Below are 25240 nucleotides of genomic sequence, written 5' to 3'. Positions count from 1 at the left end.
CTCCAGTCAATTAGCCATGGCGGCAGACTAGAGAGGCCAACCCCGCAAAAACTTGATCCATGTCAACGAAGCCCTAGGGGGCATAGGCCTATGCTTGTGCGGTCTACCTCTAAGGAGGTAGTACAGGAAAACCCTAAAACCGTTGGTTTATCAGCGTCTTGAGGTTTTCTGCCAAGGTTTTTGCTGACAAGGATCAGTCGACAACTCTTTAGAGGTAGCGCGCCCGGGATCGGCGGCAAAACCCCTTCCTGGAGCTCCACGTGTTCTGTTTTGCTGATTTCTTCCGGGACCTGCGCTGATGATCCGCTGGTTGCGCAGCTCCCTGCCCGCTCGCGCCGGGCTGGCGGTGATCCTGATCGCCGTGCTCGCCCTCGCCAGTTCGTTGAGTGCGGGGTTGATCGCCTGGTTCAGCCAGGGCGATGCGGCCGCCATCAACACCGCAGGCTCGGTGCGCATGGAGACCTACCACCTGAGCTGGAAACTGGCCGCGGGTGCAACACCCTCAGAAATCGCCGCCATCACCGACAGCCTGCAAACCCGTCTCACCAGCCAGTCACTCAAAGCGGTGCTGGAAGATGGCCCGAGCACTGCGCTGCAAATCAGCTACGGGCAAATTCAGCAAAACTGGAACGAGGATTTGCGCCCGGCACTGGAGCGCGGCGATGCCGCTTATTTCCAAGTCCAGGCCCTGCCCTTCATTGAACAACTGAACCAGTTCGTCAACCTGTTGCAGCGCCAAAGCGAACAGAAGCAAGGCTGGCAACAGGTGATCCAGGGCCTGGCCTTGTTCACCACCCTGTTCGTCTTGCTGATTGGGCTCTACGAGTTGCAGTACGGGGTCGTCATGCCCTTGAAAGAGTTGGTGGACGCGACCCAGCGCTTTCGTCGCGGCGATTTCAAGGTGCGGGTCAATCATCAGTCCCAGGACGAACTGGGCCAATTGGCCACGAGCTTCAACGCCATGGCCGAGACAATCGAAGACTCGCATCGCACCCTTGAGAGTCAGGTCCAGCAAAAAACCCTGAACCTGCAACAAGCCAATGCCGCCCTCGAGTTGCTGTACCAAAGCAGTCGAAGCCTGGCCACACGCCTGGCCAATGCCGAAGGCCTGGATGAGTTGATCCGGCGCTTCCAGCAACGCTTGCCCGGCTTGCGTCTGTCGCTGTGCCTGCAAGGACAAATGCAGGCACCGGCCCAGCAGTTGCTCGCCCTGCATGGCGCGAACATCCGGGAAGTCTGCGCCAGCAGCGATTGCGCCACGTGCCAGAAGCACCATAAAGCCAGCCCGCAAACCTTCAGCATCAGCAATCAGGGCAGCGAACTGGGTGAACTCAAGGCGCATTTTGTCGACGGGCACCCGACGCAAGCCTGGGAAACCCAACTGATCCAGGCCCTGGCCAACCTGATTGGCACCTCGCTCTCGCTCAAACGCCAACGGGAACAGGATCATCGCCTGCTGCTACTCGACGAACGCACGATCATCGCCCGCGAGCTGCACGACTCACTGGCCCAGGCCTTGTCCTACATGAAGCTGCAAGTCAGCCGCCTGCAAACCCTGATGCGCCGTGGCGAACCGGTTGAAACCCTGGAAAACGTCACCGCCGAACTGCGCGAGGGGCTGAACAATGCCTACCGCCAATTACGCGAGTTGCTGACCACCTTTCGCTTGCAGATTCACGATGCGGGGCTGGTGCAGGAACTCAAGGACACCGCCGAGGAGTTCTCACGTCGCGGGGAATTTCAGGTGCACCTGCACGTCGACGCGCTGGCCTTTCAGTTATCGGCCAGCGAGCAAATCCACATCTTGCAGATCACCCGCGAAGCGCTCTCCAACTGTCTGCGCCACGCCCACGCGCAGAACGCCTGGCTGCAACTGCGTCAGGCCGGTGAAACCGTCAGGCTCATCGTCGAAGACGACGGGCGTGGCTTCAGCGGTAACGTCGACCAACGCGAACACCACGGCCTGAAAATCATGGATGAGCGGGCCCGCAGCTTGCGCGGCCAACTCGAAATAGTCTCCAGGGAGCCGCAAGGCACCCGCGTCCAACTGGAATTCCAACCGGAGTTTCTCGGGCAGCAAACAGAAGGTAGCGTCACATGAACCCGTCCCTGCAACACACCATCCTGCTGGTCGACGACCATCCGATGATGCGTCACGGCATCCGCCAGATGCTCGAACTCGAAGATGATTTCCTGATCGTCGGCGAAGCCAATAACGGTGAAGAAGCACTCGCTCTGATCGAGCCGCTGCAACCGGATCTGGTGTTGCTCGATAACAACATGCCGCAGATGAATGGCATTGAAACCCTGCGCCAATTACGCGCGATGCACTACACCGGCAAGGTGCTGCTGTTTACGGTCTCGGATGCCGAAGACGATATTCGCGACGCACTGCGTCTGGATGCCGACGGCTACCTGCTCAAGGACATGGAACCGGAACTGTTGATTCAGTACATCCGCAATGCCTTGAACGGCGAATTGGTGATCAGTCCGGGGCTGACCCAGGTCATGGCCCAGGCACTGCGCTCACCGCAGCGCCAGACCGTGGTGGAACTGACCGAGCGTGAACGTCAGGTGCTGAAAACCATCGCCAGCGGCTTCAGCAACAAGGTCATCGGGCACAAGCTGGGCATCACCGAAGGCACGGTCAAGGTTCACGTGAAAAACCTGCTGCACAAACTTGGCTTGCGCTCGCGGGTCGAGGCGGCGGTGTGGGCCATGGAGCACTTGCGCAATGCCGGCTGACGGGCATGCCTCTTTGGAGGTAGGCCGGCAGAGGCATAGGTCATCGGGCCGGCGCTCTCTACTATGAGCGTCAGCGGAGGTACGCCATGCTGACCCACCCTTCCATCGTTTTAACGTTGCGTCGTCACCATCTGTTCAGCCAGTTACCGGAGAAAATCTTCGAGGAAGTCTGCGGCCTGGCGATGCTCAAACGCCTGGCCTGTCACAGCACACTCATGCACCAAGGCGATCCGGCCAAGCGTTTTTTCCTGCTGGTCAGCGGCCAGATCAAGTTGTACCGGCTGACCGGCGAAGGTCAGGAAAACCTGGTGGAGATCATTCAGCCGGGCCAGACCTTTGCCGAAGCGTTGCTGTTCAGCCAGGCCCGTCTCTACCCGGTCAGCGCCACGGCGTTGAAGGACAGCGTGCTGGTGAGTATCGAGGGCAGCCATTACCGCAACGCCCTGGAGGACCAGCCGAAAGTCTGCCTGGCGATCCTCGCGAGTATGAGTGTTCACTTGCATCTGCGTCTGCGCGACATCGACACCTTGACCATGGCCAGTGCGAGCCGTCGGGTGATCAATTTTCTGTTCCAGGAACGCAACCCGGTCAGCGGCTTGATTGTGTTGCAGGTGTCCAAACGCCTGGTGGCTTCGAAGCTGGGTATCCAGCCGGAAACCTTTTCGCGGATTTTGCACCGCCTGGTGGACGGCGGCCTGATCGCCATGGAACGGCGCAACATCAGCATCCTCGCCGAAGAGGATCTCGCGGCTTTCCAATAGACGGAATTGACCGCAGTCAATGCGCAATGCCGCCGGCCTTGCACACTGAAGAAGTCCATCCATGGAGAGCGCTCATGTCCCGTTCAACCTTGCCTCTGATTTACTCCTGTTCAGGCTGCTCCAACGTCGCCCAACTGGCCAACACCCTGGCCGTGCGGCTGGATCGCAGCGGCCTGGCGGAAATGTCCTGCATCGTCGGGGTCGGCGGGCATGTGGCGGCACTGGTCAACAAGGCACGCTCGGGACGGCGGATTTTTGCGCTGGATGGGTGTCCGTTGCAATGTGTTGAAAATTGCCTGAAGCAGCATGGTCTGCATGCTGATGTGCATTTGATTCTTAGCCATTATGGGTTGCGTAAGCGTTACGGCGAGGATTGCACTGAGGCAGAGAGTGATGAGTTGTTTGAACAGATCAGGCAACTGATTGCGAGTGATGCTCGGCAGCATGAAAGTCGGCAGGAAACGATGGCCTGAAGAACGACAAAAACCTAATGTGGGAGCGAGCCTGCTCGCGATGGCGGACTAACCGCTGACCTATAATTTTGGTCGGAGTACATATCCATTCCTACGGTAACGGCTTCTATTGGTTTCGCTTTTACAGCGAGTCACTTGGAAAAGCCCCAAGTAACCAAGGGCTCTTGCCCCTGTCGTTCGGTGCCTCGCTGTGGCTCGGCATGCCCTCGCTCCGGTCCTGCTCCGTGGGCCCGCCGCCATCGGCCATCCATGGCCGGGGGCGGCTAACCCGGCATCCATGCCGGGTTGCCCACTGCGCAGAACCTCCACTCGGCCTCCCGAGGTGGCGAGTACCGCAAAAGCACCGCGAGGCGGCCTACCGGCCGGCCTGTCTCTTCAAGCGTACGCATTCCCCCTGTGGGAGCGAGCCTGCTCGCGATGAGGCCCTGTCAGTCGACATCAATGTTGAATGTACGTCCGCCTTCGCGAGCAGGCTCGCTCCCACAGTTGGATTTTTGGCGGGCATGACATAGGTGTCCACCGCCGATGACCATGACAGACATCAGGTCGGCTATCAGGCCGCCTCGTTTTGGCTTTTGATCTTGCTTTTGATCTTGATCTGCCCCGTCGGAAGGCCGAGCGCAGGTTCTGCGCAGTGGGCACCGCGGCAAGGATGCCGCGGTAGCCGCCCCCGGCCATGGATGGCCGATGGCGGCGGGCCCACGGAGCAGGACCGGAGCGAGGGCATGCCGAGCCTAGGCGAGGCACCGGACGTCAGGGGCGAAAGCGTTTGGTTACTTGGCGCTTTTCCAAGTGACCCGCCGTAAGGGCGGAACCATAAGTAGCCGTTACCGAAGAAACGGATATGTACACCATCTAAAAATCGGTCGCCCGACACACAGCCTTCGCGAGCAAGCCCGCTCCCACATTTTAATCGGCGTTCGCAAGTTCTACTGCGCCGCCAAGCCCTTCCCCGCCCGCTCAAGGTTGCGCCAAAGCCAGACTGGCAACACGTCAGGATCGAGGCTGTCGATCAGGTTCTTCAACGCCAACCCCAACTCCGTATCACCCTCAATCACCAAACGCCGGCGAAAGAACAACGTATCCGGATCTTCCTGGCGACTCGCCAACAACAAAAACTCGCGCCAGTTACCGCTGATGGTCACATGCGCCGTAGCGCGTTCAGCAATCCGCAACCCTTCACGGTTCAGCGTCAGGAACCACGACAACCCCAGGTCCGGAATCCGCAAGCACAACCAACGCCCACGCAACACTTCAAACTCGCCATCGCGTAACGGCCCGGCGAGGCAACGATTGAGCGCCTGCTGCAACGCCAGGCGCTGCACGGCAAAGGGTACCCGGCGCACCAACGGCAACAACCGGTCGGCACCTTTCAACAACCACTTTTTACGATTCAACACAGGCCAACCTCCTCGACACGTAACATGCCGGCCTGGCCATGCCAGTAGCCATTGCAACCGTCGACGAACAGCGGCGGAGTCTCGCCCAGACGAACCCGTTGATACGCCGCGATCACCTCGGCCATGTCCTGAGCGCGAGGGCTCAGACGCAACAGATCGGCGCCACAGGCCACCAGCCCGGTGTAATCCGCCAACAGATTGGTCACCTCCGCTGACATCGTTTGAATACCGTTAATGGTGAACAGCGCCTGCCCTTCCTGACTGGTCAACGGCAAGCCGTCGGGGTAGTTGAGGCAGCAAAACCGGCAGTCGTCCTTGGGCAGGTTTTCCGCCCGCGCCGTGAAGCAGCGTGCGGAATAGGCCAACGGCAAATGCCCATAAGCAAAGATCTCGACTTCCGGCACCTCACGGCCCAGTTCGCGCACTTGATCGAGCACATCGCCAATCAGCGCCGCCGAGCATTCCACGGGCGGCACCCAACGGGTCATTCCGCAGTCCAGCAGTTGCGCGAGCGTATGACCGTTGTACACATTCAACGCCGGGCCGCCCACGAACGGCAACTTGCGCTCGGCCAGAAACTGCACCGCGCCCATGTCGTTGGCTTCCACCAACAGTTGGCCGTTGTCGCACAGCCGGCGAAGGCTGGAGAGTTCGGAGGCCGCTTCGATCAGCGTCAGGCTGGAGATCACCAATTGCGCCTGGCTGCATTCCTGCAACTCACGCCCCAGCCCCAGCCATTGATCCAGTGAAAAGGCCCGGCGTTTCCAACACACGGTTTCCCCCAGGTAAATCACATCCAGGGGCAAGGCCGACATCTCGGCGTAAAAGTTGCTGAGTTGCTCTTTGTCCCAATAAAACAGGACCGGTCCAAGGCTGAGCTTCATGTCGCCTCCCTCATTGCCATGATCGATGATAAGCACCCAGGGTGGTCTGGCTGCCTTCGGACAAACCGGCCAGCACCCGACGCCATTCCTCCTTGACCCGAAAACTGCCCGGCGAGCCACGATGGGCATCCAGTGCCGCGCGCCAGACACGGGTGACTTGTTCGACATAGGCCGGGCTGCGTTGCCGGCCCTCGATTTTGACCGCCTCAACGCCGATGGCCGTCAATTCCGGCAGCAAGTCCAGGGTGTCGAGGCTGGTGGGTTCTTCCAGCGCATGAAAACGTTTGCCGCCGACCAGGAAACGGCCTTTGCATAAGGTCGGGTAACCGGCGGGTTCTTCGGGGGTGTAACGGTCGATCAGCACTTCACTGAGCCGTGCGCTCAAGCCGTCGGCGTCTTCGCTCCAGCGCACCGCTTTGGCCGGTGAGCAAACGCCGCACAGGTTCGGCGACTCGCCGGTGATGTAGGAAGACAGGTGGCAACGCCCTTCGGCCATGATGCACAAGCTGCCGAAACCAAAGACTTCGATTGGCACCGGGCTGCTCGCGGCGACCTGGCGCACCTGCGCCAACGACAACACCCGAGGCAGTACCGCGCGACGAATGCCGTAGCGCTGCGCATAAAACTCCAGCGCCGCGGCATGGGTTGCCGAGCCCTGGACCGACAGGTGCAACGCCAATCTCGGATGGCGCTGGCTGGCGTAGTTGAGCACGCCGGGGTCGGCGGCGATCAGCGCATCCACGCCGAAATCGGCGGCACGATCGACCGCCCGCTGCCAGCGTTCCCAGCCCTTGGGTTGCGGGTAGGTGTTGACCGCGACGTAGAGTTTGCGTTGATGCTGGCGGATGTGAGCGACCGCCGCGTCGAACTGTTTGTCGTCCATGTTCAGCCCCGCGAAATGCCGGGCATTGGTGTCATCGCGAAAACCGACATAAACGGCATCGGCACCTTCGCGTACCGCCGCTTTTAGCGCAGGCAGGTTGCCTGCCGGGCAGACCAGTTGCATGGGTAATCCTCATGGAAAAACGCGCTGCCAGTCTAGCGAGACCGGCAGGCAGAGCCTTGACGGCAATCAATTGCGATCAATGCATCAGGTCGGCGAAGGACAGGAACATCACGTTGTCGTGCTTGAGCACTTGCTGCTCGCACTCGATCACCGCCAGCCCATCGGCCCAACATGCGGCGGTCAACATCGCCGAGCTTTGCTGAGGGTGTAGCTCCACGCTCAACTGGCCGTCAGCACCCGGCGTCAGCCGTGCCCGCAGGTACTGCCGACGCTTGTTGCGCTGCAACCAGTCGAACCCGGCGGGCACGGCCATTGGCACCGGCAACACGTCTTTCACGCCCTGGGCCCTGAGCAGGAACGGACGCACCACCACCAACGCGGTAATCAGCGCCGCCGAAGGGTTGCCCGGCATGCCGATCCAGGGTTTGCCGGCCACTTCGCCGAAGGCCAGCGGTTTACCCGGCTGAATCGCCAACCGCCAGAAGTCCAGGCTGCCGAGTTCCTCGATGGCCTGTTTGAGGTGATCTTCCTCACCGACCGAGACGCCGCCAGAACTCAACAGCAGGTCGCATTCCGAAGACGCCAGGCTCAAGGCATGCCGGCTGGCCGCCAACTCATCTGCCATGACGCCATAGTCATGCACCTCGACGCCCCAACCGCTCAACAACGCCGCGAGGCAGTAACGGTTGCTGTTGTAAATCTGCCCCGGCGCCAACGAGTCGCCGGGCTCACGCAGTTCATTGCCGCTGCTGAGCAAGCACACTTGCAACGGGCGGTAGACCTCGACCCGTGCAATGCCAGCGCCGGCCAGCAACCCCACTTCTTGCGCACGCAGACGTTTACCAGCCTGGAGCAACAGGTCTCCCCGGCGAACCTCCTCGCCCTCTTTGCGCACGTGATCGCCAGCGTTTACGGGCGGAAACCAGACGCGCTCGCCATCGATCCGGCAACGCTCCTGCGGCACCACCGTGTCGGCACCCGGCGGCAATGGTGCGCCGGTAAAAATCTGTACCGCCTGCTGCGCGAGCAACGGCGAACACGCCGGATCACCCGCCGCAATTCGCCCGCCAATCGACAAACAGCCGCCGTCCGGTGGCAGGTCAGCGGCCCTGAGGGCGTAACCGTCCATGGCACTGTTGTCCCAGGCCGGCAGGTTGACCGGGGAATGAATGTCCGCCGCCAGCACCCGACCCAAGGCTTGATCCAGACCGATCTTTTGCGCCAGGGGCGGCGGCGGTGCCTGGTCCAGCAAACGGCTGATGGCCTCGTCCACTGGCATCAGGTGGCCGAGGTCACACACCCGGCCGGTCATGAGCGTGTCTCGCAAGCGTCGATGACCTGTTGCCCTTGCGGCTTCAAATGCGGGGCGAAATTGCACGGGCCGGTGCGGCTGTCCAATTGTTCGACCAGGATCTGGTTCCAGGCAGTTCGACACGCGCCGGGCGAACCCGGAACGCAGCACACCAGCACGCCGTTGCTCATCCCGGCCAGTGCCCGTGACTGCAGGCTGGACATGCCGATTTCCGCCAGGGACACCTGACGGAACAGTTCACCGAAGCCTTCCACGTGTTTGTCCAGCAACGGCAAAACCGCTTGCGGTGTGTTGTCACGCGCGGTGAAGCCGGTGCCACCGGTCATCAGTATCACTTGAACCTGAGGGTCGGCGATCCAGTGAGAGACCTTGGCGCGGATCTGATAAATGTCGTCCTTGACCAGGTCACGGTCGATCAATACATGCCCGGCCGTTTGCAGCAAATCCGTCAGGGTCTGCCCCGAGGTGTCGGTGTCAAAGGTGCGCGTATCGCTGATGGTCAGCACGGCGATGTTCAGGGGTTCAAACGTGCGTTGCGCCAGATGGGCCATATCCAAGCCTTCCCGTGAATGAGGGTATGGGATAAAGCCTGAACCGGAATCCCCGGTGAGCCTATTCCTCCAAGGAGGTACCTCCACGGGGACATAAGGAGAATGTGTAGACCACACAAAAACCTGTGGGAGCGGGCTTGCTCGCGAAGGCGGTGTGTCAGGCAACATTGATGTCGACTGACCCACCGCTATCGCGAGCAGGCTCGCTCCCACATGGTTCTTCATTGCTGCATGTTTTGCGCAACGGATCTCAAGGCGCCAGGCGGTTGCGTTGCCATGCGCCATCGCGCAACCGGTAATCAAGACGGTCATGCAAGCGGTCGGCACGGCCCTGCCAGAACTCCAGACGCTCAGGGCGCAAGCAGTAGCCGCCCCAATGTTCAGGCCGCGGCACGGTCTTGCCGGCAAAACGTTGGGTGGTTTGCAGCAACAGCGATTCAAGCTCGGCCCGATTGGCCAACGGCCGGCTTTGCGGTGAAGCCCAGGCGCCCAGGCGACTGTCCTGTGAGCGGGAATCGAAGTACGCATCCGACAGCGTCGGGTCGAGCCTGGAGACCTGGCCTTCGATACGCACCTGACGCTCCAGCCCCGGCCAGAAAAAGGTCATGGCAGCATGCGGGTTGGCGGCCAGTTGCTGGCCTTTGTCGCTCTGGTAATTACCGAAAAAGGTGAAGCCTTCATCGCTCAAACCCTTGAGCAGCAGGACCCGGCAGTGCGGGCGCCCTTCACTGTCGACCGTCGCCAACACCATGCTGTTGGCTTCGACAGGCGCACGCTCGGTGTCGCGGGCCAGTTGCAGCCATTGCCGGAACATCGCCATCGGGTCGTCCAGCGCCGAGTCGTCTTGCAGGCCAAAAAGGGTGTAGTTGCGGCGCATCTGGGCCAGGGAAAGGGGCATGACGGTGATCTCCAAAAAGGTTCTGCCCAGTGTGCAATGCACTGCGCAAGACCACCTTGACCACCATCAACCTTATTTGAGACGCAGACGCCGAGCCAGTTTGTGCAGGTTGCTGGGATCGACTTCCAGAATCCGCGCAGCGCTGGCCCAGTTTTCCCCGGACAGGCTCAAGGCCTGGAGGATTTTCTTGCGCTGGTAATCGTCAACCGCTTCACCCAGGGGCTGGAACGGCTCATCAGCCGCAACGTCCAGGGGACTTTCGGCGACCGCGCCCTGCCCGCCCATGGCACTGTCGAGGTCCAGAATCTCGGGCTCCAGGGTCATGATCAGCGTACGACTGGTGCCGCGACTGAGTTGCTTCAACGCGGCTCGGCTGATCACATGTTCCAGCTCGCGCACGTTGCCCGGCCAACTGTACGTCAGCAACGCTCGCTCGGCCGCCGGCGACAGACGCAAACCACGCAGGCCGAGCCGTGCCCGATTGAGTTCAAGGAAATGCCCGGCCAGCATCAACACGTCGTTACCGCGCTCGCGCAGCGGTGGAATCGGCACCGGGTACACCGAGAGCCGGTGATACAGATCGGCCCGAAACAGGCCGTCGCGGATGCTGTCCGGCAGGTGCCTGTTGGTCGCGGCGATGATTCGCACATTGACATGCAGCGGCTTGTCGGCGCCGAGGCGCTGGATCTCGCCGTTTTGCAGGGTGCGCAGCAACTTCGCTTGCACGGCCAACGGCAATTCACCGACTTCGTCGAGAAACAGCGTGCCACCGTTGGCCGCATCGAAACGCCCGGCACGGTCACTGGTGGCGCCGGAAAACGCGCCTTTGACATGGCCGAACAATTCACTCTCTGCCAGAGACTCCGGCAAGGCGGCGCAGTTGACCTGCACCAGCGGCTTATGACTGCGGCGCGACAGACGATGCAAGCGCCTTGCGAACAACTCTTTGCCAACGCCGGTCTCGCCCAGCAGCAACACCGGCAGCTCGGAATCGGCCAGTACGTCCAGTTCATTGAGCAACTGGTGCAGCACCTCACTCTGCCCGAGGATTTCGCCTTCATCAGCCGGCCGCCGCACGTCTTGAATATCGCTGCGGGACAAGCGCAGGCTGCGGTTTTCCTGCTCGAGCCGGGTGACTCGCACGGCGGCTTCGATCTGCAAGGTGCAGCGCTTGAGTTCTTCCCGCGCACGGCTGTCGAAAGTCCCGGCGTGCAACGCATCGAGGGTGATCGCGCCCCAGATCCGCCCCTCCACGTAAAGGCTCACGCCCATGCAATCGTGCACTGGCATCGGTTCGCCGGCGTGATTGTCGAGCAAGCCGTCATAGGGATCCGGCAAGCGACTGTCAGGCTCGAACCAGGTGGGTTCGCGCGACGCCATGATCGCCGCCAGCCGCGGATGCTGGGCGATGACAAACCGGCGGCCCAACGCTTCATGCACCAGCCCCACCGTCGCGACCGGCCTGAGGCTGTCGTCATCCAGACGCAGCAATCCCACGGCGCCACTGTTGAAGTACTCGCGCAGGGTCTGGACCAATCGTTGCAACCGCACAGCATTGGGCAACTCGACAATCAGGTCGGCCGCCAGGCTTTCACGCAGCATGGTAGTTTTTACCCTCTATGGTTGGATTCACCCTAAAGCGTCCGGGTGCCTATCACCACAACTAAAAAATAAGCCATATTTTTCAACACGTTAAATATGGCATGCCGGGTGCAATGAACCTGGGGAACCGTTGAAATCCAAACAAGGAACCCCTGATGAGCCTGACCTTACTGGAACAAAGCCTCGGCCAACTGGCTTGCGATATTCCCGGCGCCACGCGGATTTTCCACACCTTCAAACTGGACTTCTGTTGTGGCGGGCATAAAAGCCTGCGCGAAGCGGCCGCTGGCAAAGACCTCGACCCGGTGCTGATTGCCGATGCGCTGCACCGGCTACAGGACACCGGCGAAACCCAACACGACTGGCGCAGCGAACCGTCGGAGCTGTTGATCGCCCACCTTCTGGCGCGCTATCACGCCCGCCATCGCGAGCAACTGCCGGAACTGATCCGCCTGGCCCGTCGCGTCGAGCAGGTCCACGGTGCGCGCAGCAGCTGCCCCAACGGCCTGGCCGATCTGCTGACCGACATGCAACAGGAACTCGAAGGCCACATGCTCAAGGAAGAACAAGTGCTGTTCCCGATGCTGCAACAGGGCATCGGCCCTCAGGCCGCGCCGCCGATCCAGGTACTGCGCTTTGAACATGATCAACATGGCGAAGCCCTCGAAAAGCTGCTCGCGCTGACCAACAACATCACCCCGCCGGCCGATGCCTGTAACACCTGGCGTGCCCTGTATCGTGGGCTGCTGGAGTTTCGTGATGACCTGATGCAACACATCCATCTGGAAAACAACGTGTTGTTTGTTAATGCCTTGAACCGTCGTCACTGATCGATTGCCGCTCACACCCAACCCGCGCCAGCCCACCGGTTGACGCGGGTTTTGTCTGTCAGGGACGGCGGGCGATCAACCGTGCCAATAGAACATCGCCTTGGCCAGGATCACGATCAACACCATGTGCCCGAGAATGCTGCGGCGAATCCAGCTGGCGCGGGTCGTGGTCAGTCGTGCGCTTTTCAGCCAGTACGCCAGCAGGAAGTAATGGCCGATGATGCTCAGGGCCAGGATGATTTTCAGGCTCAGCAACGTGCCAAAACTGCTGGCCAGCGGCTGACTCAATACGCCTCGGTGTTGCCACGCCAGGCTGATGCCGGCGCCATACAACAGCAACACCACGCCATGCAGCACCTTGCGCGAGCGCACTGCAATCGCTTGATCCGCGGTGGTTTGCGCGGTATCCGCCAACTGCTGGCGGGCGCGGTGCCAGATCACCACTTCGAAAAACAGCGTGCCGATGAAGGCAATCGCCGCCAGCAAGTGGGTGACCAGTAAAAAGGGATAAAACACTGGCAGCCTCCATCAATTCACTTGCTTAGCCTGGATGGCCGTCCACCCGGGCCCGCAGCAGCATCGGCCCATAGCGCCAGGCGTACAGCGCAAACGCCAGCGCCCAACACAGACCGGCCAGCCACAACGCAGGCAGGGGAAAGAACAGGATCAACACCACCCGGCTCAAGCACGCCAGGTTGAGCAAAATGAACGCCAGGGTCATGCCCGACGGCGGCTCCAGCGAGCGGCCGGTATGCCCCAGGCTGACCCGCGCGATCATCGCCAGCACCAGGCCGCCCATCGCTCCGATGGTCAGGCAATGCACCGCCAGACTCGGATTGATCGGCACACCGAAATGCCACAGCGCCATTGCGAGACAGGCCACCGCCAACCAGGCATACGCCAGGTACAACGACCACAGCAACGGCACGCGCCAGAGTGCGCGATCATGCCAGCGAACCAGACGCACCAGGTGCCCGGCGGCCAACACGGCGAACAACAGGCCGACCCAGAGATTGGGATCAAGCGCAGGTCCGGCGGCATACAACAACGCCACCAGCGGTGAGCCAATCAGCAGCAGCCAATCCAGCCACGGCCAAGGGGTCACGCCATCGACCTTGCCGAGGCCGCGCTGGATGAAGAACGGAATGACGCGCCCGCCGATCAACCCCATCATCGCCGCCACCAGCCAGAGGCCGGTCAGCACGCCTTGACGCTGCCAGCCTTCATGACCTTCAACCAGGCCGTACAGGGACAACCCGTCGGCCGCCGCTAACAACAACAGCACCACCGCAATCGGGTAGTTACGTTTCTGCCGCACCTTCCACAAGGTGAAACCCATGAGCGCGGCCACTGCCAGCGGGAACGCCAATTCCAGCACGGCGAGCACCGGCCACGGTGCATTGACCAGCCAGGCCACGCGCGCCAACAACCACAGCAACGCCAGCGCGGCCAGGGGTCGTCCGCTGAGGCCGGGACGACCGGTCCAGGTCTGCACCGCTGTCAGCAGAAAACCCGCGATAATCGCCAAGCCGAACCCGAACAGCAATTCGTGTCGATGCCAGCCCAGCCAGCCACCCGCCGGCTGCCAGCCGGACAGCGCACCACTGAAGGCGGCCAGCCAGAGCGGAATGGCCAGCACTGCCAACAGGCAGCCGGCGAGGAAAAATGGCCGAAAGGCCAAACGTAACAGCGGCGCGATGGCCATCGCTTTACGGCGGTCGAGCACTTGCATAAAGCCACTCCTTTACCTTGCTGCTGACCTGACGCCAACCCACATGCGTCGAGGTAAGTCCGGGGGCAATGATCGGGTATTGGCGATCAATTGCCTTTGTCGCAGATCAAGTGTGCAAGGGGCGTGCCCTGCAGCTTTCTCGTACTCCTGTGACGAGGGCGTTTGCCCTTGTGGGAGCGAGCCTGCTCGCGATAGCGGCGGGTCAGTCGACACTGATGTTGAATGTACCGCTGTCATCGCGAGCAGGCTCACTCCCACAACGGTGTTTGGAGCAGGGTACAAATGACCCTTTAATGGTTATTTGGACCCTAAACCTTGTGGTCTTTTTTACCCTGATTTCTGACACCCCCAATAAACAAAGGCCTCCAGGCATGGCCCGCGTTTTGCTCAAGCTTTCAGCAATCAAAGAAACCTTGATCCCTCTCGATCCCCAGGAGTCGTCATGAAAAAAGTCATCCAGCCACTGGCCTGGTTCGTGGTGTTGACCTCGGTTCTGGCGTTGGCCAGCGGCGTCTCGCTGGGCCTCGTTTGACTTGATCGCTATCCCCTCCTCAATCTTCAGGATGAATTCTTATGGTGCTTCATCGCGTCCATCACCAGATTCTGCGCAGTCATCACTTGTTCGAGCCGTTGAACGAAGAACAGCTGGATGAATTGATGAGTACCAGCCACCTGCTCAGCATCGACAAGGGCGAACCGTTGTTCCGCCAGGGCGAGCCGGCCGACTCGTTCTATTTCGTGATTGCCGGCGCGGTGAAAATCTACCGCCTGACACCGGATGGGCAGGAGAAAGTGTTTGAGGTGATCGGCGATCGGCAAACCTTCGCCGAGGCGATGATGCTGATGGACACCCCGAACTATGTGGCCTCGGCCGAAGCGATCTGCCCGACTCAGCTCTATCGGTTATCCAACAACACCTACATGCGCCTGCTGCAGAGCAATAGCCGACTGACCTTTGCGCTGCTCGGCAAGCTCTGCGTTCGCCTGCATCAACGGGTCAACGAAATCGAAACCCTGTCCCTGAAAAACGCCACCCACCGGGTCGTGCGCTATCTGCTGACGCAACTGGTGCGCCAGCAAACCGTTGACAGCCAATTCGAACTGCCGATGGCCAAGCAACTGATTGCCGGGCATCTGTCGATCCAGCCGGAAACCTTTTCGCGGATCATCCGTCGCCTGATCGATGAAAACATCATCACCCAGGACGGCCGCCAGATCGCCATTCTCGATCGTCTGCGCCTGGAACAGTTCGAGTGAGTGCCATGCCCGTCTGTTTGTATTGCCAACACACCAACCCCACACAAGAAACCGAGTGCCGCCAATGTGGCATGCCCCTGCCGGCATTGGCTGCACAGGCGGGGGAACGCCGGCTGCGCCAATTCATGTGGTTCTGTATTGGCCTGACGATTTTCTGCGTGACAATGTTTTTCTGGCTGCCACGTAGCATCTGATCCCCACACATCTCCCCTGTAGCAGCTGTCGAGCCTGCAAGCACAGCCCCTGTGGCGAGGGGATTTATCCCCGTTGGGCTGCGAAGCGGCCCCTGCTTTTTCCAGCCACACCGCGTCCAATGGATTACGACGGCTTCGCCGCCGAACGGGGATAAATCCCCTCGCCACAGGGGCTGCGCTTCGCAGGCTCGGTATCTACAGGGACCGTTTTGATCACGGCTGAGTCAGCTGCCGATACAACTGCGGCAAGCGCAGGGGTAGTTGTTCGGGCTGGCGGATCAAGGTGTAGCCATTGGCGCCGAACATGTAAGGCAGGTAATCCCCGGCCTCGCGATCAATCGTGATACAGAACGGCGTCAACCCCTGGCGCCGCGCCTCCAGCACCGCTTCGCGGGTGTCTTCAACACCGTAGCGCCCCTCATACAGATCCAGATCATTCGGTTTGCCATCCGTGAGCAGCAGCAACAGTTTGCTGCGGCGTTTGCTCTTGCCCAGCAGTTGGGTGGCCTGGCGGATGGCGGCGCCCATGCGGGTGTAATACCCCGGTTTAAGCCCTTGAATGCGACCGCGAGTGTTGTCGTCATAACGCTGGGTGAACGACTTGAGTTCCTGCATGCGCACTTGATGACGACGCAGCGAGGAAAATCCGTACAGGGCGAAATCATCACCCAGCACCGACAGGGTTTCGCCGAACAGCAGCAAGCTGTCACGGATCACATCAATCACCCGATGCTCATTGTTCAAGTGCGCGTCAGTGGACATCGACACGTCGGCCAGCAACAGGCACGCCAGGTCGCGGCGCGTCTGCCGTTGTTCCATGAACAGACCGCGTTCCGCACACTGGCCATGCTCGCGTTCAACGTGAAAATCCAGCCAGGCCTGCATGTCCAGTTCAGAGCCTTGAGGTTGCTGGCGTAACCATTGGCGGTCATTGCGCAAGTGTTCGAACTGGCGACGCAGACGGTGCGCCGAGGCCTTCAGCCGTGGCGGCAATGGCTGCGCCTCGCAGTCACGGGGCACCATCATTTGCAGATTGACGAAGCTGTCCTGCATCTGCTGTTTGCGGTAATCCCACTCCGGCAACTTGATGCCCTCGCCCAGGGGAATATCGTCGACATCGGCCGGCGGCAAATCCAGGTGCAGCTTGAGGCCGCCGCCCTTGCGCAGACGGGTGCGCGACAGGCTCAACTCATCGAGGTCTTCGGCGACTCTGGCGGCGTCCGGGTCTTCGCTGTCGTCTGTCCAGCGATCCAGGTCGACGTGCTCGGTCCAGCTAAACAGGTTCTCCAGGCGCACGATCAACAACCCGCCGTCGCGGCTGCCTTCATCGATCCGCTTGGCGCGTTTACTTCCGCCTTTCTGCTCACCGGGCGGGGTCGTCAGTGATTCTTCCGACTCATCCCCCAGATCGGCCGCCTGGGGGCTGGCGAGGTTTTGCGGTGGGTACAGCCACAGCGGCAGCGGCCAGGCGGCCCGTTCGCTGCGGGGAAAATGTTCGACACTGCCCGGCTCGCGTAGCGCCTGGCATAACGCTCGTTCCAGCGCAGCTTCGCCGGGGTTCAATGTTGCCGGATCCGGGCGCAATTGCAGGTGCGCATCGACTAGACGTTTGTACCGGGTACGCAACGCGGGATAGCGCCGCAACAGCTGTTGCGTCCAGCGCTGATTGTCCCGCCCCCAATGGCGCATCTGCCCGGCCTGGGCCGCCAGCAACGCGAGCCAACGATAGAGCTCTTCGTTCAGTGCGACTTCAGGAAACACCGCCAGGCTCGACGGCAGACGCAGGTTGGTCTCGTCGCACCACGCCAAGGGCACTTGCTTGCAGGTGCCGGCGATCTGCTGCAGCACGTTGCGTCGCAACAGCAGGTCGCGGTCGCTGGCGGCTTCGACACCGATGCCATTGGCGCCGCCCATGGCGCGAAACAGCAGCGCCAGTGGTCGTTGCTGGTGGATCAGTTCGACCCGGGCCTCGGGAAAGTCCGGGCTGGCGCGGCGGGTGATGAAGCGATGCCAGACGCTGCCGACCCACTCTTCCAGTTCGACGGTAAAGGCCATGGTTTTTTTCCTCTGAAAACCAATGTGAAACGGCCCGCTGTACCAGCCGGGCCGTCCTCCTTCAAGGTGTTAATGACTCACGAACGAACAGCGGAGGCGGCAGTTGCAGTGATCCCCACTGGCACCCGTCGCTTGAAGCTGAACAGGTAGCAGATCAGCCCTGCGAAGAACCCAAGACCGGCGCCCAGACGAGCCCAGAACAGTACTTGCAGATGATCGACAGTGGCCATGAACGGTAACGCGACGCCATCCACCGGCCAGCGTTGCAGGTAGATCTGCACGACACCGGCAGCGGTGAGCAACAGCGTGATCATCACCATCGACAGGGTCATCAACCAGAAACCCCAGATCTCGAGTTGCTGCGAACGTTCGTCCGCTGCTTCGCCGAGCCCGCGCAGTTTCGGCATGGCGTAGCTGATCAAGGTCATCACGATCATCGCGTAAGCACCGTAGAAGGCCAGGTGACCGTGAGCCGCCGTCAACTGCGAACCATGGGTGTAGTAGTTGACCGGTGCCAGGGTATGCAGGAAACCCCAGACGCCAGCGCCGAAGAACGCGGTGACCGTGGTGCCCTTGGCCCACAGCGTGGCGGCGCGGTTCGGGTGGTCCCGACGACGGTTCTTGACCATGCTGAAGGCGAATATCACCATCGCCAGGAACGGTAGCGGCTCGAGTGCCGAGAAGATTGAACCCACCCACAACCAGACCTCAGGCGCACCGATCCAGAAGAAGTGGTGACCGGTACCGATGATCCCGGTAATCAGCGCCATGGCGATGATCACATACAGCCATTTTTCCACGACCTCCCGGTCCACACCGGTGATCTTGATCAGGACGAAGGCCAGCATCGAACCCATGATCAGTTCCCACACGCCTTCTACCCAAAGATGCACCACCCACCACCAGTAGAACTTGTCGCGGGCCAGGTTGCCGGGGTTGTAGAAGGAGAACAGGAAGAACACCGCGAGACCGATCAGCCCGGTCATCATGACCATGCTGACGGTGGTCTTGCGCCCTTTGAGCAAGGTCATGCCGATGTTGTAGAGAAAGCCCAGGCAGACCACCACGATGCCCATCTTGGAGATGGTCGGCTGCTCCAGGAACTCTCGACCCATGGTCGGCAGCAGTTCGTTGTGGGTCAGCTTGGCCAGGCCGGCATAAGGCACCAGCAGGTAACCGAGGATTGTCAGCACACCCGCGGCGGCGAATACCCAGAACAGGATGATCGCCAGCTTCGGACTGTGCAGTTCGCGGTCGGCCTCCTCCGGAATCAGGTAGTAGGCAGCCCCCATGAAGCCGAACAATATCCAGACGATCAGCAGGTTGGTGTGCACCATCCGCGCCACGTTGAAGGGGATGATCGGGAACAGAAAGTCTCCGATCACGTATTGCAGGCCCATGATCAAACCGAACAGTATCTGACCGAGAAACAGCATCAGCGCAAACACGAAGTACGGTTTGGCCACGGCTTGCGAGGCGAATTTCAGATGCGGATTAGCAATGCTCATCGCTTAGCCCTCCTTGTTTGGCGGCCAGCCATTGGTGTTGATTTTCGAGCTCCATTTGAGGAACTCGGCGATGTCATCCACCTCCTGGTCACTCAACTTGAACTGAGGCATCGCACGTCGGCCCGGTACGCCCAGTGGCTGCATTTTCATCCAGGCATGCAGAAAGGGTTTGAAGCCCGCCTCCCCGCCGCGCCGCTGGAACACGTTGCCCAGCTCAGGCGCGAAGTAGGCGCCCTCGCCCAACAGCGTGTGGCAGCCAATGCAATTGTTTTGCTCCCAGACCAACTTGCCGCGCTCGACTGATTCGGTTAACAGCGCCTCATTGCTGCGCTCTGGAAAGGTCTGTTCCGTGTGATAGGTCAAAGCCAGGAATATCAGGAAGAAGAAGATGCTTCCCCCGAAGTAGATGTTCCTGGCCATGCCTTTGGTGAAGGTGTCTGACATGGTCGCTTCCTCTTTGCTAGGCCCGTCCATCATAGGAAGCGAAGGGTTGAAACCTGCTTGATGGCGATCAAGAAAGGCAGATGGTTTGGGTCGGGTATAAATTTCAAGGCACCGCAATTAATCGTATGTATGCAACACCTGTAGGAGCACGGCTTGCCGGCGATGGCGTCCTTGAGATCGCCATCGCGAGCAAGCTCGGCTCCTACAAAAAGATAAGCGTCAGGCCCACAACGGCTGCCAACACCAGCGCCCAGCTCAACATCAACCGCCGCCACAGTCGCGGCGCATGGCGCATTTCCATGAAGCCGTCGGTGATCAGCCACGCCTTGCCAACTGCCACCAGCAAAATCGCAATCGACAGCAACCACGTCGCACCGGCCTGGGCCAGCACCACAGTGCACACGCTTAACGTCGCGAGCGCCGCCCAACAGACGAGCAAAACCCTGGAAACAGACATGAGAACCTCGTCAACTCAGCACGTAGACCAGCGGAAACAGCATGACCCAGATCAGATCGACCATGTGCCAATACAACACGCCGGATTCAAAGCCGCTGCGCTTGCTGGCGTCGTGCAGGCCACGGCGACAGCGCTCGGCCAGCCACCCGAGAATGACCATGCCGAGCACTACGTGGAGAAAATGAAACCCGGTAAGAATCCAGTACAACGTGAAAAACGTGTTGTGCTCCATGCCCAGCCCCGAGCCCAGCAAGTGCCGGTATTCCGTGAGCTTCAACACCACGTAGACACTGGCGGCGAGCAACGCCATCAGCAGGAAGACGGCCCCGTGGCGGGACCGTGAGCGCCTGACCTGCTCCTGCGCCAGCGCGGCGAACAGGCCCGCGGTGAGCAGGCTCAGGGTCATCGCCAACCCGGTTGAGGTGTTCAGCAATAGTCGGCTTTCACTGAACATCTGCGGCTTGAGCGCCTGGGTCACGGCGAACACCAGGATCAGGATGGCGAACACCGACAGCTCGGCCAGTATGAAAAACCACATCGCCAGATCGCCCGGCAAGTGGCGTTGCGAAACGCCCGTGGACTCAGCCGAAGTGGACATCAACCACGTCCATCAGCGCGGCAACGGTCAGCGGATCATCGCTCAGCGGCTCGGCCAGGCAGGCCATGCAGGCCTCACGCGGGCTCATGCCGGAGCGGATCATCCGCGCGGTGAAAATCAGCAGTCGCGTTGAGGCGACCTCCTCCAGATCATGTTGATCGAGCCGACGCAGCGCCTGCCCCAGCCGCACCACTTGCGCCGCCAGCGCGCTGTCCACCTGCGCTTCCCGGGCAACGATGCGTTCCTCATCGGCCACCGGCGGATAGCCGAAACGCATCGCCACAAAGCGTTGGCGGGTGCTGGGCTTCATGCCTTTGAGCAGGTTCTGGTAACCGGGGTTGTAAGACACCACGAGCATGAAGGTCGGCGGCGCCTTCAGCACTTCGCCGGTGCGCTCCAGGAACAACTCCCGACGATCATCGGCCAGTGGATGCAGTACGACCACGGTGTCCTGACGCGCCTCGACCACTTCATCCAGGTAACAAATGCCGCCTTCACGCACCGCGCGGGTCAGCGGTCCGTCCTGCCACCAGGTGCCCTGGGCACCGATCAGGTGACGGCCGATCAGGTCGGCCGCGCTCAGATCATCGTGGCAAGCCACGGTGTACAGCGGCAGTTTCAGCCGATGGGCCATGTGCTGGACGAAACGGGTTTTACCGCACCCGGTCGGGCCTTTGATCAGCACCGGCATGCCGTGTCGCCAGGCTTGTTCGAACAGCGCCTCCTCATTATTCAGCGGTTGGTAGAAGGGTTCGGTCGGGTGTTCGCAAGACGGGGTACGGTCCATGGGCTGCCTGTTCCAAAAGCGGATTCAACGAACACGCTACGGTCCCCTGCGACAACCTGGCAAGTGAGATGGCCGGCAAACTTGATCGTCGTCAAGCGAACATTGGCCTGCTCGGGCATAGCCTTGCACGGCACTAAGAACCTGCGTTCTGCGCTGCCGTTTCAGCACATCGCAAAGGTCTTGCCTGAGGAGAAATGGAATGCTGATCAGCAATAGAAAAACGTTTGCCCTGACCCTCGCCACATTGTGTTCGTCACTGGCCCTGGCGGTGAGTCATGCCGCCAGCGCTGAAGAGCCCGCCGCCGCGGCCACCCCGCCCATGGTCAAAACCGCTGGTGCTCCGGACATGAGCCAGGCCGAGTTCGACTCATCCAAGGAAATCTACTTCCAGCGCTGCGCAGGCTGCCACGGTGTGCTGCGCAAAGGGGCGACGGGCAAACCACTGACGCCAGACATCACCCAGTCTCGCGGGCAACCGTTTCTGGAGGCCTTGATTACCTACGGCTCACCAGCGGGCATGCCGAACTGGGGGACGTCCAATGCGCTGACCAAGGATCAGATCACGGTCATGGCCAAGTTCATTCAGCACACGCCGCCGACGCCGCCGGAATGGGGCATGGCCGAGACGCTGAAAACCTGGAAAGTGCTGGTCAAACCCGAGGACCGTCCGAAGAAGCAGCTGAGCAAACTCAACCTGCCGAACCTGTTTTCGGTGACGTTGCGCGATGACGGCAAGATTGCCCTGATCGACGGTGACAGCAAGAAGATCGTCAAACTGATCGAGACCGGTTACGCGGTGCACATCTCGCGGATCTCCGCCTCGGGTCGCTACTTGCTGGTGATTGGTCGAGACGCGCGGATCGACATGATCGACCTGTGGCCGGTCGAGCCGACCAAGGTCGCCGAAGTCAAAGTGGGCATCGAGGCGCGCTCGGTCGAGACCTCCAAGTTCAAGGGCTACGAAGACAAGTACACCATCGCCGGTTCTTATTGGCCGCCTCAATTCACCATCATGGATGGCGAAACCCTGGAGCCGAAGCAGATCGTTTCGACCCGCGGCATGACCGTCGACAAGCAGGAATATCACCCGGAACCCCGGGTCGCGGCAATCATCGCCTCCCACGAATGGCCGGAGTTCATCGTTAACGTCAAGGAAACCGGCAAGGTCATGCTGGTCAACTATCAGGACATCAAAAACCTCACCGTCACTTACATCGATGCCGCGCCCTTCCTGCACGACGGCGGTTGGGACAGCACGCACCGCTACTTCATGACCGCCGCCAACAACTCCAACAAAGTCGCCGTGATTGACTCCAAGGAGCGCAAGTTGACCGCGCTGGTGGACGTCGGCAAAACCCCTCACCCGGGTCGCGGCGCCAACTTCAACCACCCGACCTACGGCCCGGTCTGGGCCACCAGCCACCTGGGTGATGACGGCATCTCGCTGATCGGCACCGACCCGGCCAAACACCCGCAATACGCCTGGAAGCAGGTCGGCTCACTCAAGGGTCAGGGCGGCGGCTCGCTGTTTATCAAGACTCATCCCAAGTCTCGCCACCTGTACGTCGATACCACCCTCAACCCGGACGCCAAGCTCAGCCAATCGGTGGCGGTGTTCAACCTCGACAAACTCGACGCCGGCTACACCGTGCTGCCCATCGCCGAGTACGCGGGCATCAAGCAAGGCGCCATGCGCGTCGTGCAGCCGGAATACAACAAGGCCGGCGATGAAGTCTGGTTCTCCGTGTGGAGCGGCCAGGCAGACGAATCGGCGCTAGTAGTGATCGACGACAAAACGCTGAAGCTCAAATCAGTCATAAAGGACAAACGACTGATCACACCCACCGGGAAGTTCAACGTCTACAACACCCAACACGACATCTATTGAGCTCCATCAATGCAAGGAAACACCATGAAAAATACTCTGTTCTCACTGTTCGCCCTGACCGCTGCGCTGAGTGTGCAGCCGGCCATGGCCCAAGACGCGCTGGAGCTGTTCAAGAGCAAACCCTGCGCAGCCTGCCACTCCATCGACACCAAGATTGTCGGCCCGGCGCTCAAGGATGTAGCGGCCAAGAACGCTAGCGTACCCGGGGCCGTGGACACCCTGGCCAGCCACATCAAGAACGGTACACAAGGCAATTGGGGCCCGATGCCCATGCCGGCCAATCCGGTGACTGAAGAAGAAGCAAAAATTCTCGCGACCTGGGTACTGACACTCAAATAACCGCCTGGAGGGCGTCACGATGGTTTATCGACACGCTGTGATTCTGGCGGCCCTCCTCCTCTTTTGCGCAACCGCGGTTGCGGCGCCGGACGCCCAGCGTCAGGCGCAACTCGAACACCTCCTGACCCAGGACTGCGGCGCCTGCCATGGGCTGCACCTCACCGGTGGGCTAGGCCCGGAATTGACACGCGCGGCGCTGGCCGGCAAGTCACGGGACAGCCTGATTGCCACCGTCACCCAAGGCCGGCCCGGCACCGCGATGCCTGGTTGGGCGCCGTTGCTCAGCCCCAGTGACATCCGTTGGCTGGTCGATCTTCTCCTCCAGGGATATCCCGCATCATGATCCGTTCAATCCTGCTGTCAGCGGCGACCGGGCTGTTGTTGTCCGCTTGCGTTCAACCACCGTTGCGCGGCACCGGCGACTTGGGCGTGGTCGTGGAGCGCGCCACCGGTAGCGTGCAAATCATTGAAAGCGACACCCGCACCGCGCTGGCCCGACTCGAGAGTTTCGGCGACCTTTCCCATGCCTCGGTGGTGTTCTCACGGGATCAGCGCTACGCCTATGTGTTCGGGCGCGACGGCGGGCTGAGCAAAATCGATTTGCTGACCCGGCGTATTGACCATCGCGTCATCCAGGGAGGCAACAGCATTGGCGGCGCCATCAGTCAGGACGGCAAGTTGATCGCCGTGTCCAACTACGTGCCCGGAGGAGTCAAGGTGTTCGATGCCGACACCCTGCAACAGGTGGCGGATATTCCGGCCACGCCCCTGGCCGATGGCAGCAAACGCTCCCGGGTCGTTGGATTGGTCGACGCGCCGGGGCAACGTTTTGTCTTCAGTCTGTTCGATACCGGCGAGATCTGGACCGCCGATTTCAGCCAGGGCAGTACACCGCAGATCAGCCGTTTCACCGGTATTGGCTCGCAACCCTATGACGCCCTGATCACCCCGGATGGGCGCTATTACATGGCCGGGCTGTTTGGCGAAGACGGCATGGCGCAACTCGACCTCTGGCATCCAGAACGCGGTGTGCAGCGGGTACTCGGCGACTACGGACGCGGTCAGGCGAAACTCCCGGTCTACAAGATGCCGCACCTGGAGGGCTGGGCCGTCGCCGACAACCAGGCCTTCGTGCCCGCCGTTGGCCGGCATCAAGTGTTGGTGATGGATTCACGCACCTGGCAGCAGACCGCAGTCATCCCGGTCGCCGGCCAACCAATATTCGTCACCTCACGCCCGGACGGTCGGCAGCTGTGGGTCAATTTCGCCTACCCGGACAACGATCGGGTGCAGGTCATCGACACCGAAACCCACGCCGTAGTCGCGGATCTGAAGCCAGGGCCAGCGGTGCTGCACATGGAATTCACCGCGCGCGGCGATCAGTTGTGGCTGTCGTTACGCGACGGCGATCAGGTTCAAGTCTGGGATCCGTACCGCCTGAAGCTGCTGAGCACCCTGCCAGCCTCCGCGCCAAGCGGCATCTTCTTCAGCAGTCGCGCGCAGAAAATGGGGTATTGAA

Annotated in this window: 26 protein-coding genes; 11 read left to right on the top strand and 15 right to left on the bottom strand. The window is 60.8% G+C overall.

Going from position 1 to position 25240, the window contains the following annotated elements:
• Window positions 1-298: 298 nt before the first annotated feature.
• The 4 genes from PMI27_RS23915 (at window position 299) to PMI27_RS23930 (ending at window position 3979) form a co-directional block, all read left to right on the top strand.
• Window positions 299-2101, top strand: coding sequence for a HAMP domain-containing protein (locus PMI27_RS23915; RefSeq protein WP_008153580.1), 1803 nt, complete (start codon window positions 299-301; stop codon window positions 2099-2101).
• Window positions 2098-2745 carry a two-component system response regulator NarL gene (gene narL / locus PMI27_RS23920; RefSeq protein ID WP_008153579.1) on the top strand — a complete coding sequence of 216 codons (648 nt, stop codon included), beginning with the start codon at window positions 2098-2100 and terminating at the stop codon, window positions 2743-2745. The genes PMI27_RS23915 and narL overlap by 4 nt, the downstream gene beginning before the upstream one ends.
• A gap of 86 nt (window positions 2746-2831) precedes the next feature.
• Window positions 2832-3506 (top strand): Crp/Fnr family transcriptional regulator, encoded by a 675-nt coding sequence (locus PMI27_RS23925; RefSeq protein WP_008153578.1) that lies wholly within the window; start codon window positions 2832-2834, stop codon window positions 3504-3506.
• A 74-nt stretch (window positions 3507-3580) separates the two neighbouring features.
• On the top strand, window positions 3581-3979 hold the full coding sequence (locus PMI27_RS23930) for a putative zinc-binding protein (protein WP_008153577.1): 399 nt from the start codon (window positions 3581-3583) through the stop codon (window positions 3977-3979).
• Window positions 3980-4908: 929 nt separating this feature from the next.
• Here the strand turns inward: PMI27_RS23930 and ubiT are convergent.
• The 7 genes from ubiT to norR form a co-directional block, all read right to left on the bottom strand.
• Entirely contained in the window at window positions 4909-5379 is a 471-nt protein-coding gene (gene ubiT / locus PMI27_RS23935) for a ubiquinone anaerobic biosynthesis accessory factor UbiT (protein ID WP_008156255.1), read from the bottom strand.
• Window positions 5373-6263 carry a U32 family peptidase gene (locus PMI27_RS23940; protein WP_008156256.1) on the bottom strand — a complete coding sequence of 297 codons (891 nt, stop codon included), beginning with the start codon at window positions 6261-6263 and terminating at the stop codon, window positions 5373-5375. The genes ubiT and PMI27_RS23940 overlap by 7 nt, the downstream gene beginning before the upstream one ends.
• 10 nt (window positions 6264-6273) lie before the next feature.
• A complete protein-coding gene (gene ubiU, locus PMI27_RS23945; RefSeq protein ID WP_008156258.1) occupies window positions 6274-7269 on the bottom strand; it encodes a ubiquinone anaerobic biosynthesis protein UbiU in 996 nt (331 codons plus the stop codon).
• A 76-nt stretch (window positions 7270-7345) separates the two neighbouring features.
• Window positions 7346-8581 (bottom strand): molybdopterin molybdotransferase MoeA, encoded by a 1236-nt coding sequence (locus PMI27_RS23950; RefSeq protein ID WP_008156260.1) that lies wholly within the window; start codon window positions 8579-8581, stop codon window positions 7346-7348.
• A complete protein-coding gene (gene moaB / locus PMI27_RS23955; protein ID WP_008156261.1) occupies window positions 8578-9132 on the bottom strand; it encodes a molybdenum cofactor biosynthesis protein B in 555 nt (184 codons plus the stop codon). The genes PMI27_RS23950 and moaB overlap by 4 nt, the downstream gene beginning before the upstream one ends.
• Before the next feature lie 250 nt (window positions 9133-9382).
• A complete protein-coding gene (gene pdxH, locus PMI27_RS23960) occupies window positions 9383-10030 on the bottom strand; it encodes a pyridoxamine 5'-phosphate oxidase (RefSeq protein ID WP_008156263.1) in 648 nt (215 codons plus the stop codon).
• A gap of 72 nt (window positions 10031-10102) precedes the next feature.
• Window positions 10103-11632, bottom strand: coding sequence for a nitric oxide reductase transcriptional regulator NorR (norR, locus tag PMI27_RS23965; protein WP_008156265.1), 1530 nt, complete (start codon window positions 11630-11632; stop codon window positions 10103-10105).
• A gap of 155 nt (window positions 11633-11787) precedes the next feature.
• Between norR and ytfE the strand changes: the two genes are divergently transcribed.
• Complete coding sequence (gene ytfE, locus PMI27_RS23970) at window positions 11788-12462, top strand: iron-sulfur cluster repair protein YtfE (protein WP_008156268.1); 675 nt, start codon at window positions 11788-11790, stop codon at window positions 12460-12462.
• A gap of 75 nt (window positions 12463-12537) precedes the next feature.
• On the opposite strand, the gene PMI27_RS23975 is transcribed toward ytfE, so the two are convergent.
• On the bottom strand, window positions 12538-12978 hold the full coding sequence (locus tag PMI27_RS23975; protein WP_008156270.1) for a CopD family copper resistance protein: 441 nt from the start codon (window positions 12976-12978) through the stop codon (window positions 12538-12540).
• A gap of 25 nt (window positions 12979-13003) precedes the next feature.
• Window positions 13004-14194 carry an NnrS family protein gene (locus PMI27_RS23980; protein WP_008156272.1) on the bottom strand — a complete coding sequence of 397 codons (1191 nt, stop codon included), beginning with the start codon at window positions 14192-14194 and terminating at the stop codon, window positions 13004-13006.
• A 573-nt stretch (window positions 14195-14767) separates the two neighbouring features.
• Here PMI27_RS23980 and PMI27_RS23985 point away from each other — a divergent pair.
• Both PMI27_RS23985 and PMI27_RS32030 read left to right on the top strand, forming a co-directional pair.
• Window positions 14768-15451, top strand: coding sequence for a Crp/Fnr family transcriptional regulator (locus tag PMI27_RS23985; protein WP_008156275.1), 684 nt, complete (start codon window positions 14768-14770; stop codon window positions 15449-15451).
• Window positions 15452-15456: 5 nt separating this feature from the next.
• The gene (locus tag PMI27_RS32030; protein WP_008156277.1) at window positions 15457-15645 is read left to right on the top strand and encodes a hypothetical protein; all 189 of its coding nucleotides are present in this window, start codon (window positions 15457-15459) and stop codon (window positions 15643-15645) included.
• 213 nt (window positions 15646-15858) lie between these two features.
• Here the strand turns inward: PMI27_RS32030 and PMI27_RS23990 are convergent, their stop codons facing one another.
• From PMI27_RS23990 to PMI27_RS24015, 6 genes are all read right to left on the bottom strand, one after another.
• A complete protein-coding gene (locus PMI27_RS23990) occupies window positions 15859-17700 on the bottom strand; it encodes a nitric oxide reductase activation protein NorD (protein ID WP_008156279.1) in 1842 nt (613 codons plus the stop codon).
• A 77-nt stretch (window positions 17701-17777) separates the two neighbouring features.
• The gene (locus tag PMI27_RS23995) at window positions 17778-19208 is read right to left on the bottom strand and encodes a cbb3-type cytochrome c oxidase subunit I (protein WP_008156281.1); all 1431 of its coding nucleotides are present in this window, start codon (window positions 19206-19208) and stop codon (window positions 17778-17780) included.
• 3 nt (window positions 19209-19211) lie between these two features.
• Complete coding sequence (locus PMI27_RS24000; protein ID WP_008156283.1) at window positions 19212-19652, bottom strand: c-type cytochrome; 441 nt, start codon at window positions 19650-19652, stop codon at window positions 19212-19214.
• Between the two features lie 202 nt (window positions 19653-19854).
• The gene (locus PMI27_RS24005) at window positions 19855-20109 is read right to left on the bottom strand and encodes a cytochrome C oxidase subunit IV family protein (protein ID WP_008156285.1); all 255 of its coding nucleotides are present in this window, start codon (window positions 20107-20109) and stop codon (window positions 19855-19857) included.
• A 10-nt stretch (window positions 20110-20119) separates the two neighbouring features.
• Window positions 20120-20707, bottom strand: a complete 588-nt coding sequence (locus PMI27_RS24010; RefSeq protein WP_008156286.1) for a cytochrome c oxidase subunit 3 — start codon at window positions 20705-20707, stop codon at window positions 20120-20122.
• A complete protein-coding gene (locus PMI27_RS24015; protein ID WP_008156289.1) occupies window positions 20691-21494 on the bottom strand; it encodes a CbbQ/NirQ/NorQ/GpvN family protein in 804 nt (267 codons plus the stop codon). Before PMI27_RS24015 ends, PMI27_RS24010 begins: the two co-directional genes overlap by 17 nt.
• 199 nt (window positions 21495-21693) lie before the next feature.
• On the opposite strand from PMI27_RS24015, the gene PMI27_RS24020 reads away from it, so the two are divergent.
• From PMI27_RS24020 to PMI27_RS24035, 4 genes are read left to right on the top strand one after another with little or no spacing between them, the layout of a single operon-like run.
• Window positions 21694-23382 (top strand): nitrite reductase, encoded by a 1689-nt coding sequence (locus tag PMI27_RS24020; RefSeq protein WP_008156291.1) that lies wholly within the window; start codon window positions 21694-21696, stop codon window positions 23380-23382.
• Window positions 23383-23406: 24 nt separating this feature from the next.
• Window positions 23407-23721, top strand: a complete 315-nt coding sequence (locus PMI27_RS24025) for a c-type cytochrome (RefSeq protein WP_008156292.1) — start codon at window positions 23407-23409, stop codon at window positions 23719-23721.
• A 19-nt stretch (window positions 23722-23740) separates the two neighbouring features.
• Complete coding sequence (locus PMI27_RS24030; RefSeq protein WP_008156294.1) at window positions 23741-24064, top strand: c-type cytochrome; 324 nt, start codon at window positions 23741-23743, stop codon at window positions 24062-24064.
• A complete protein-coding gene (locus PMI27_RS24035) occupies window positions 24061-25239 on the top strand; it encodes a cytochrome D1 domain-containing protein (RefSeq protein ID WP_008156296.1) in 1179 nt (392 codons plus the stop codon). Before PMI27_RS24030 ends, PMI27_RS24035 begins: the two co-directional genes overlap by 4 nt.
• Window position 25240 lies beyond the last annotated feature (1 nt).

Origin of the sequence: Pseudomonas sp. GM41(2012) (assembly GCF_000282315.2) — a bacterium.
Classification (GTDB): Bacteria; Pseudomonadota; Gammaproteobacteria; order Pseudomonadales; family Pseudomonadaceae; genus Aquipseudomonas.
The sequence above is the reverse complement of the archived record's forward strand: the minus strand, read 5'-3'. Positions and strand labels throughout refer to the sequence as shown.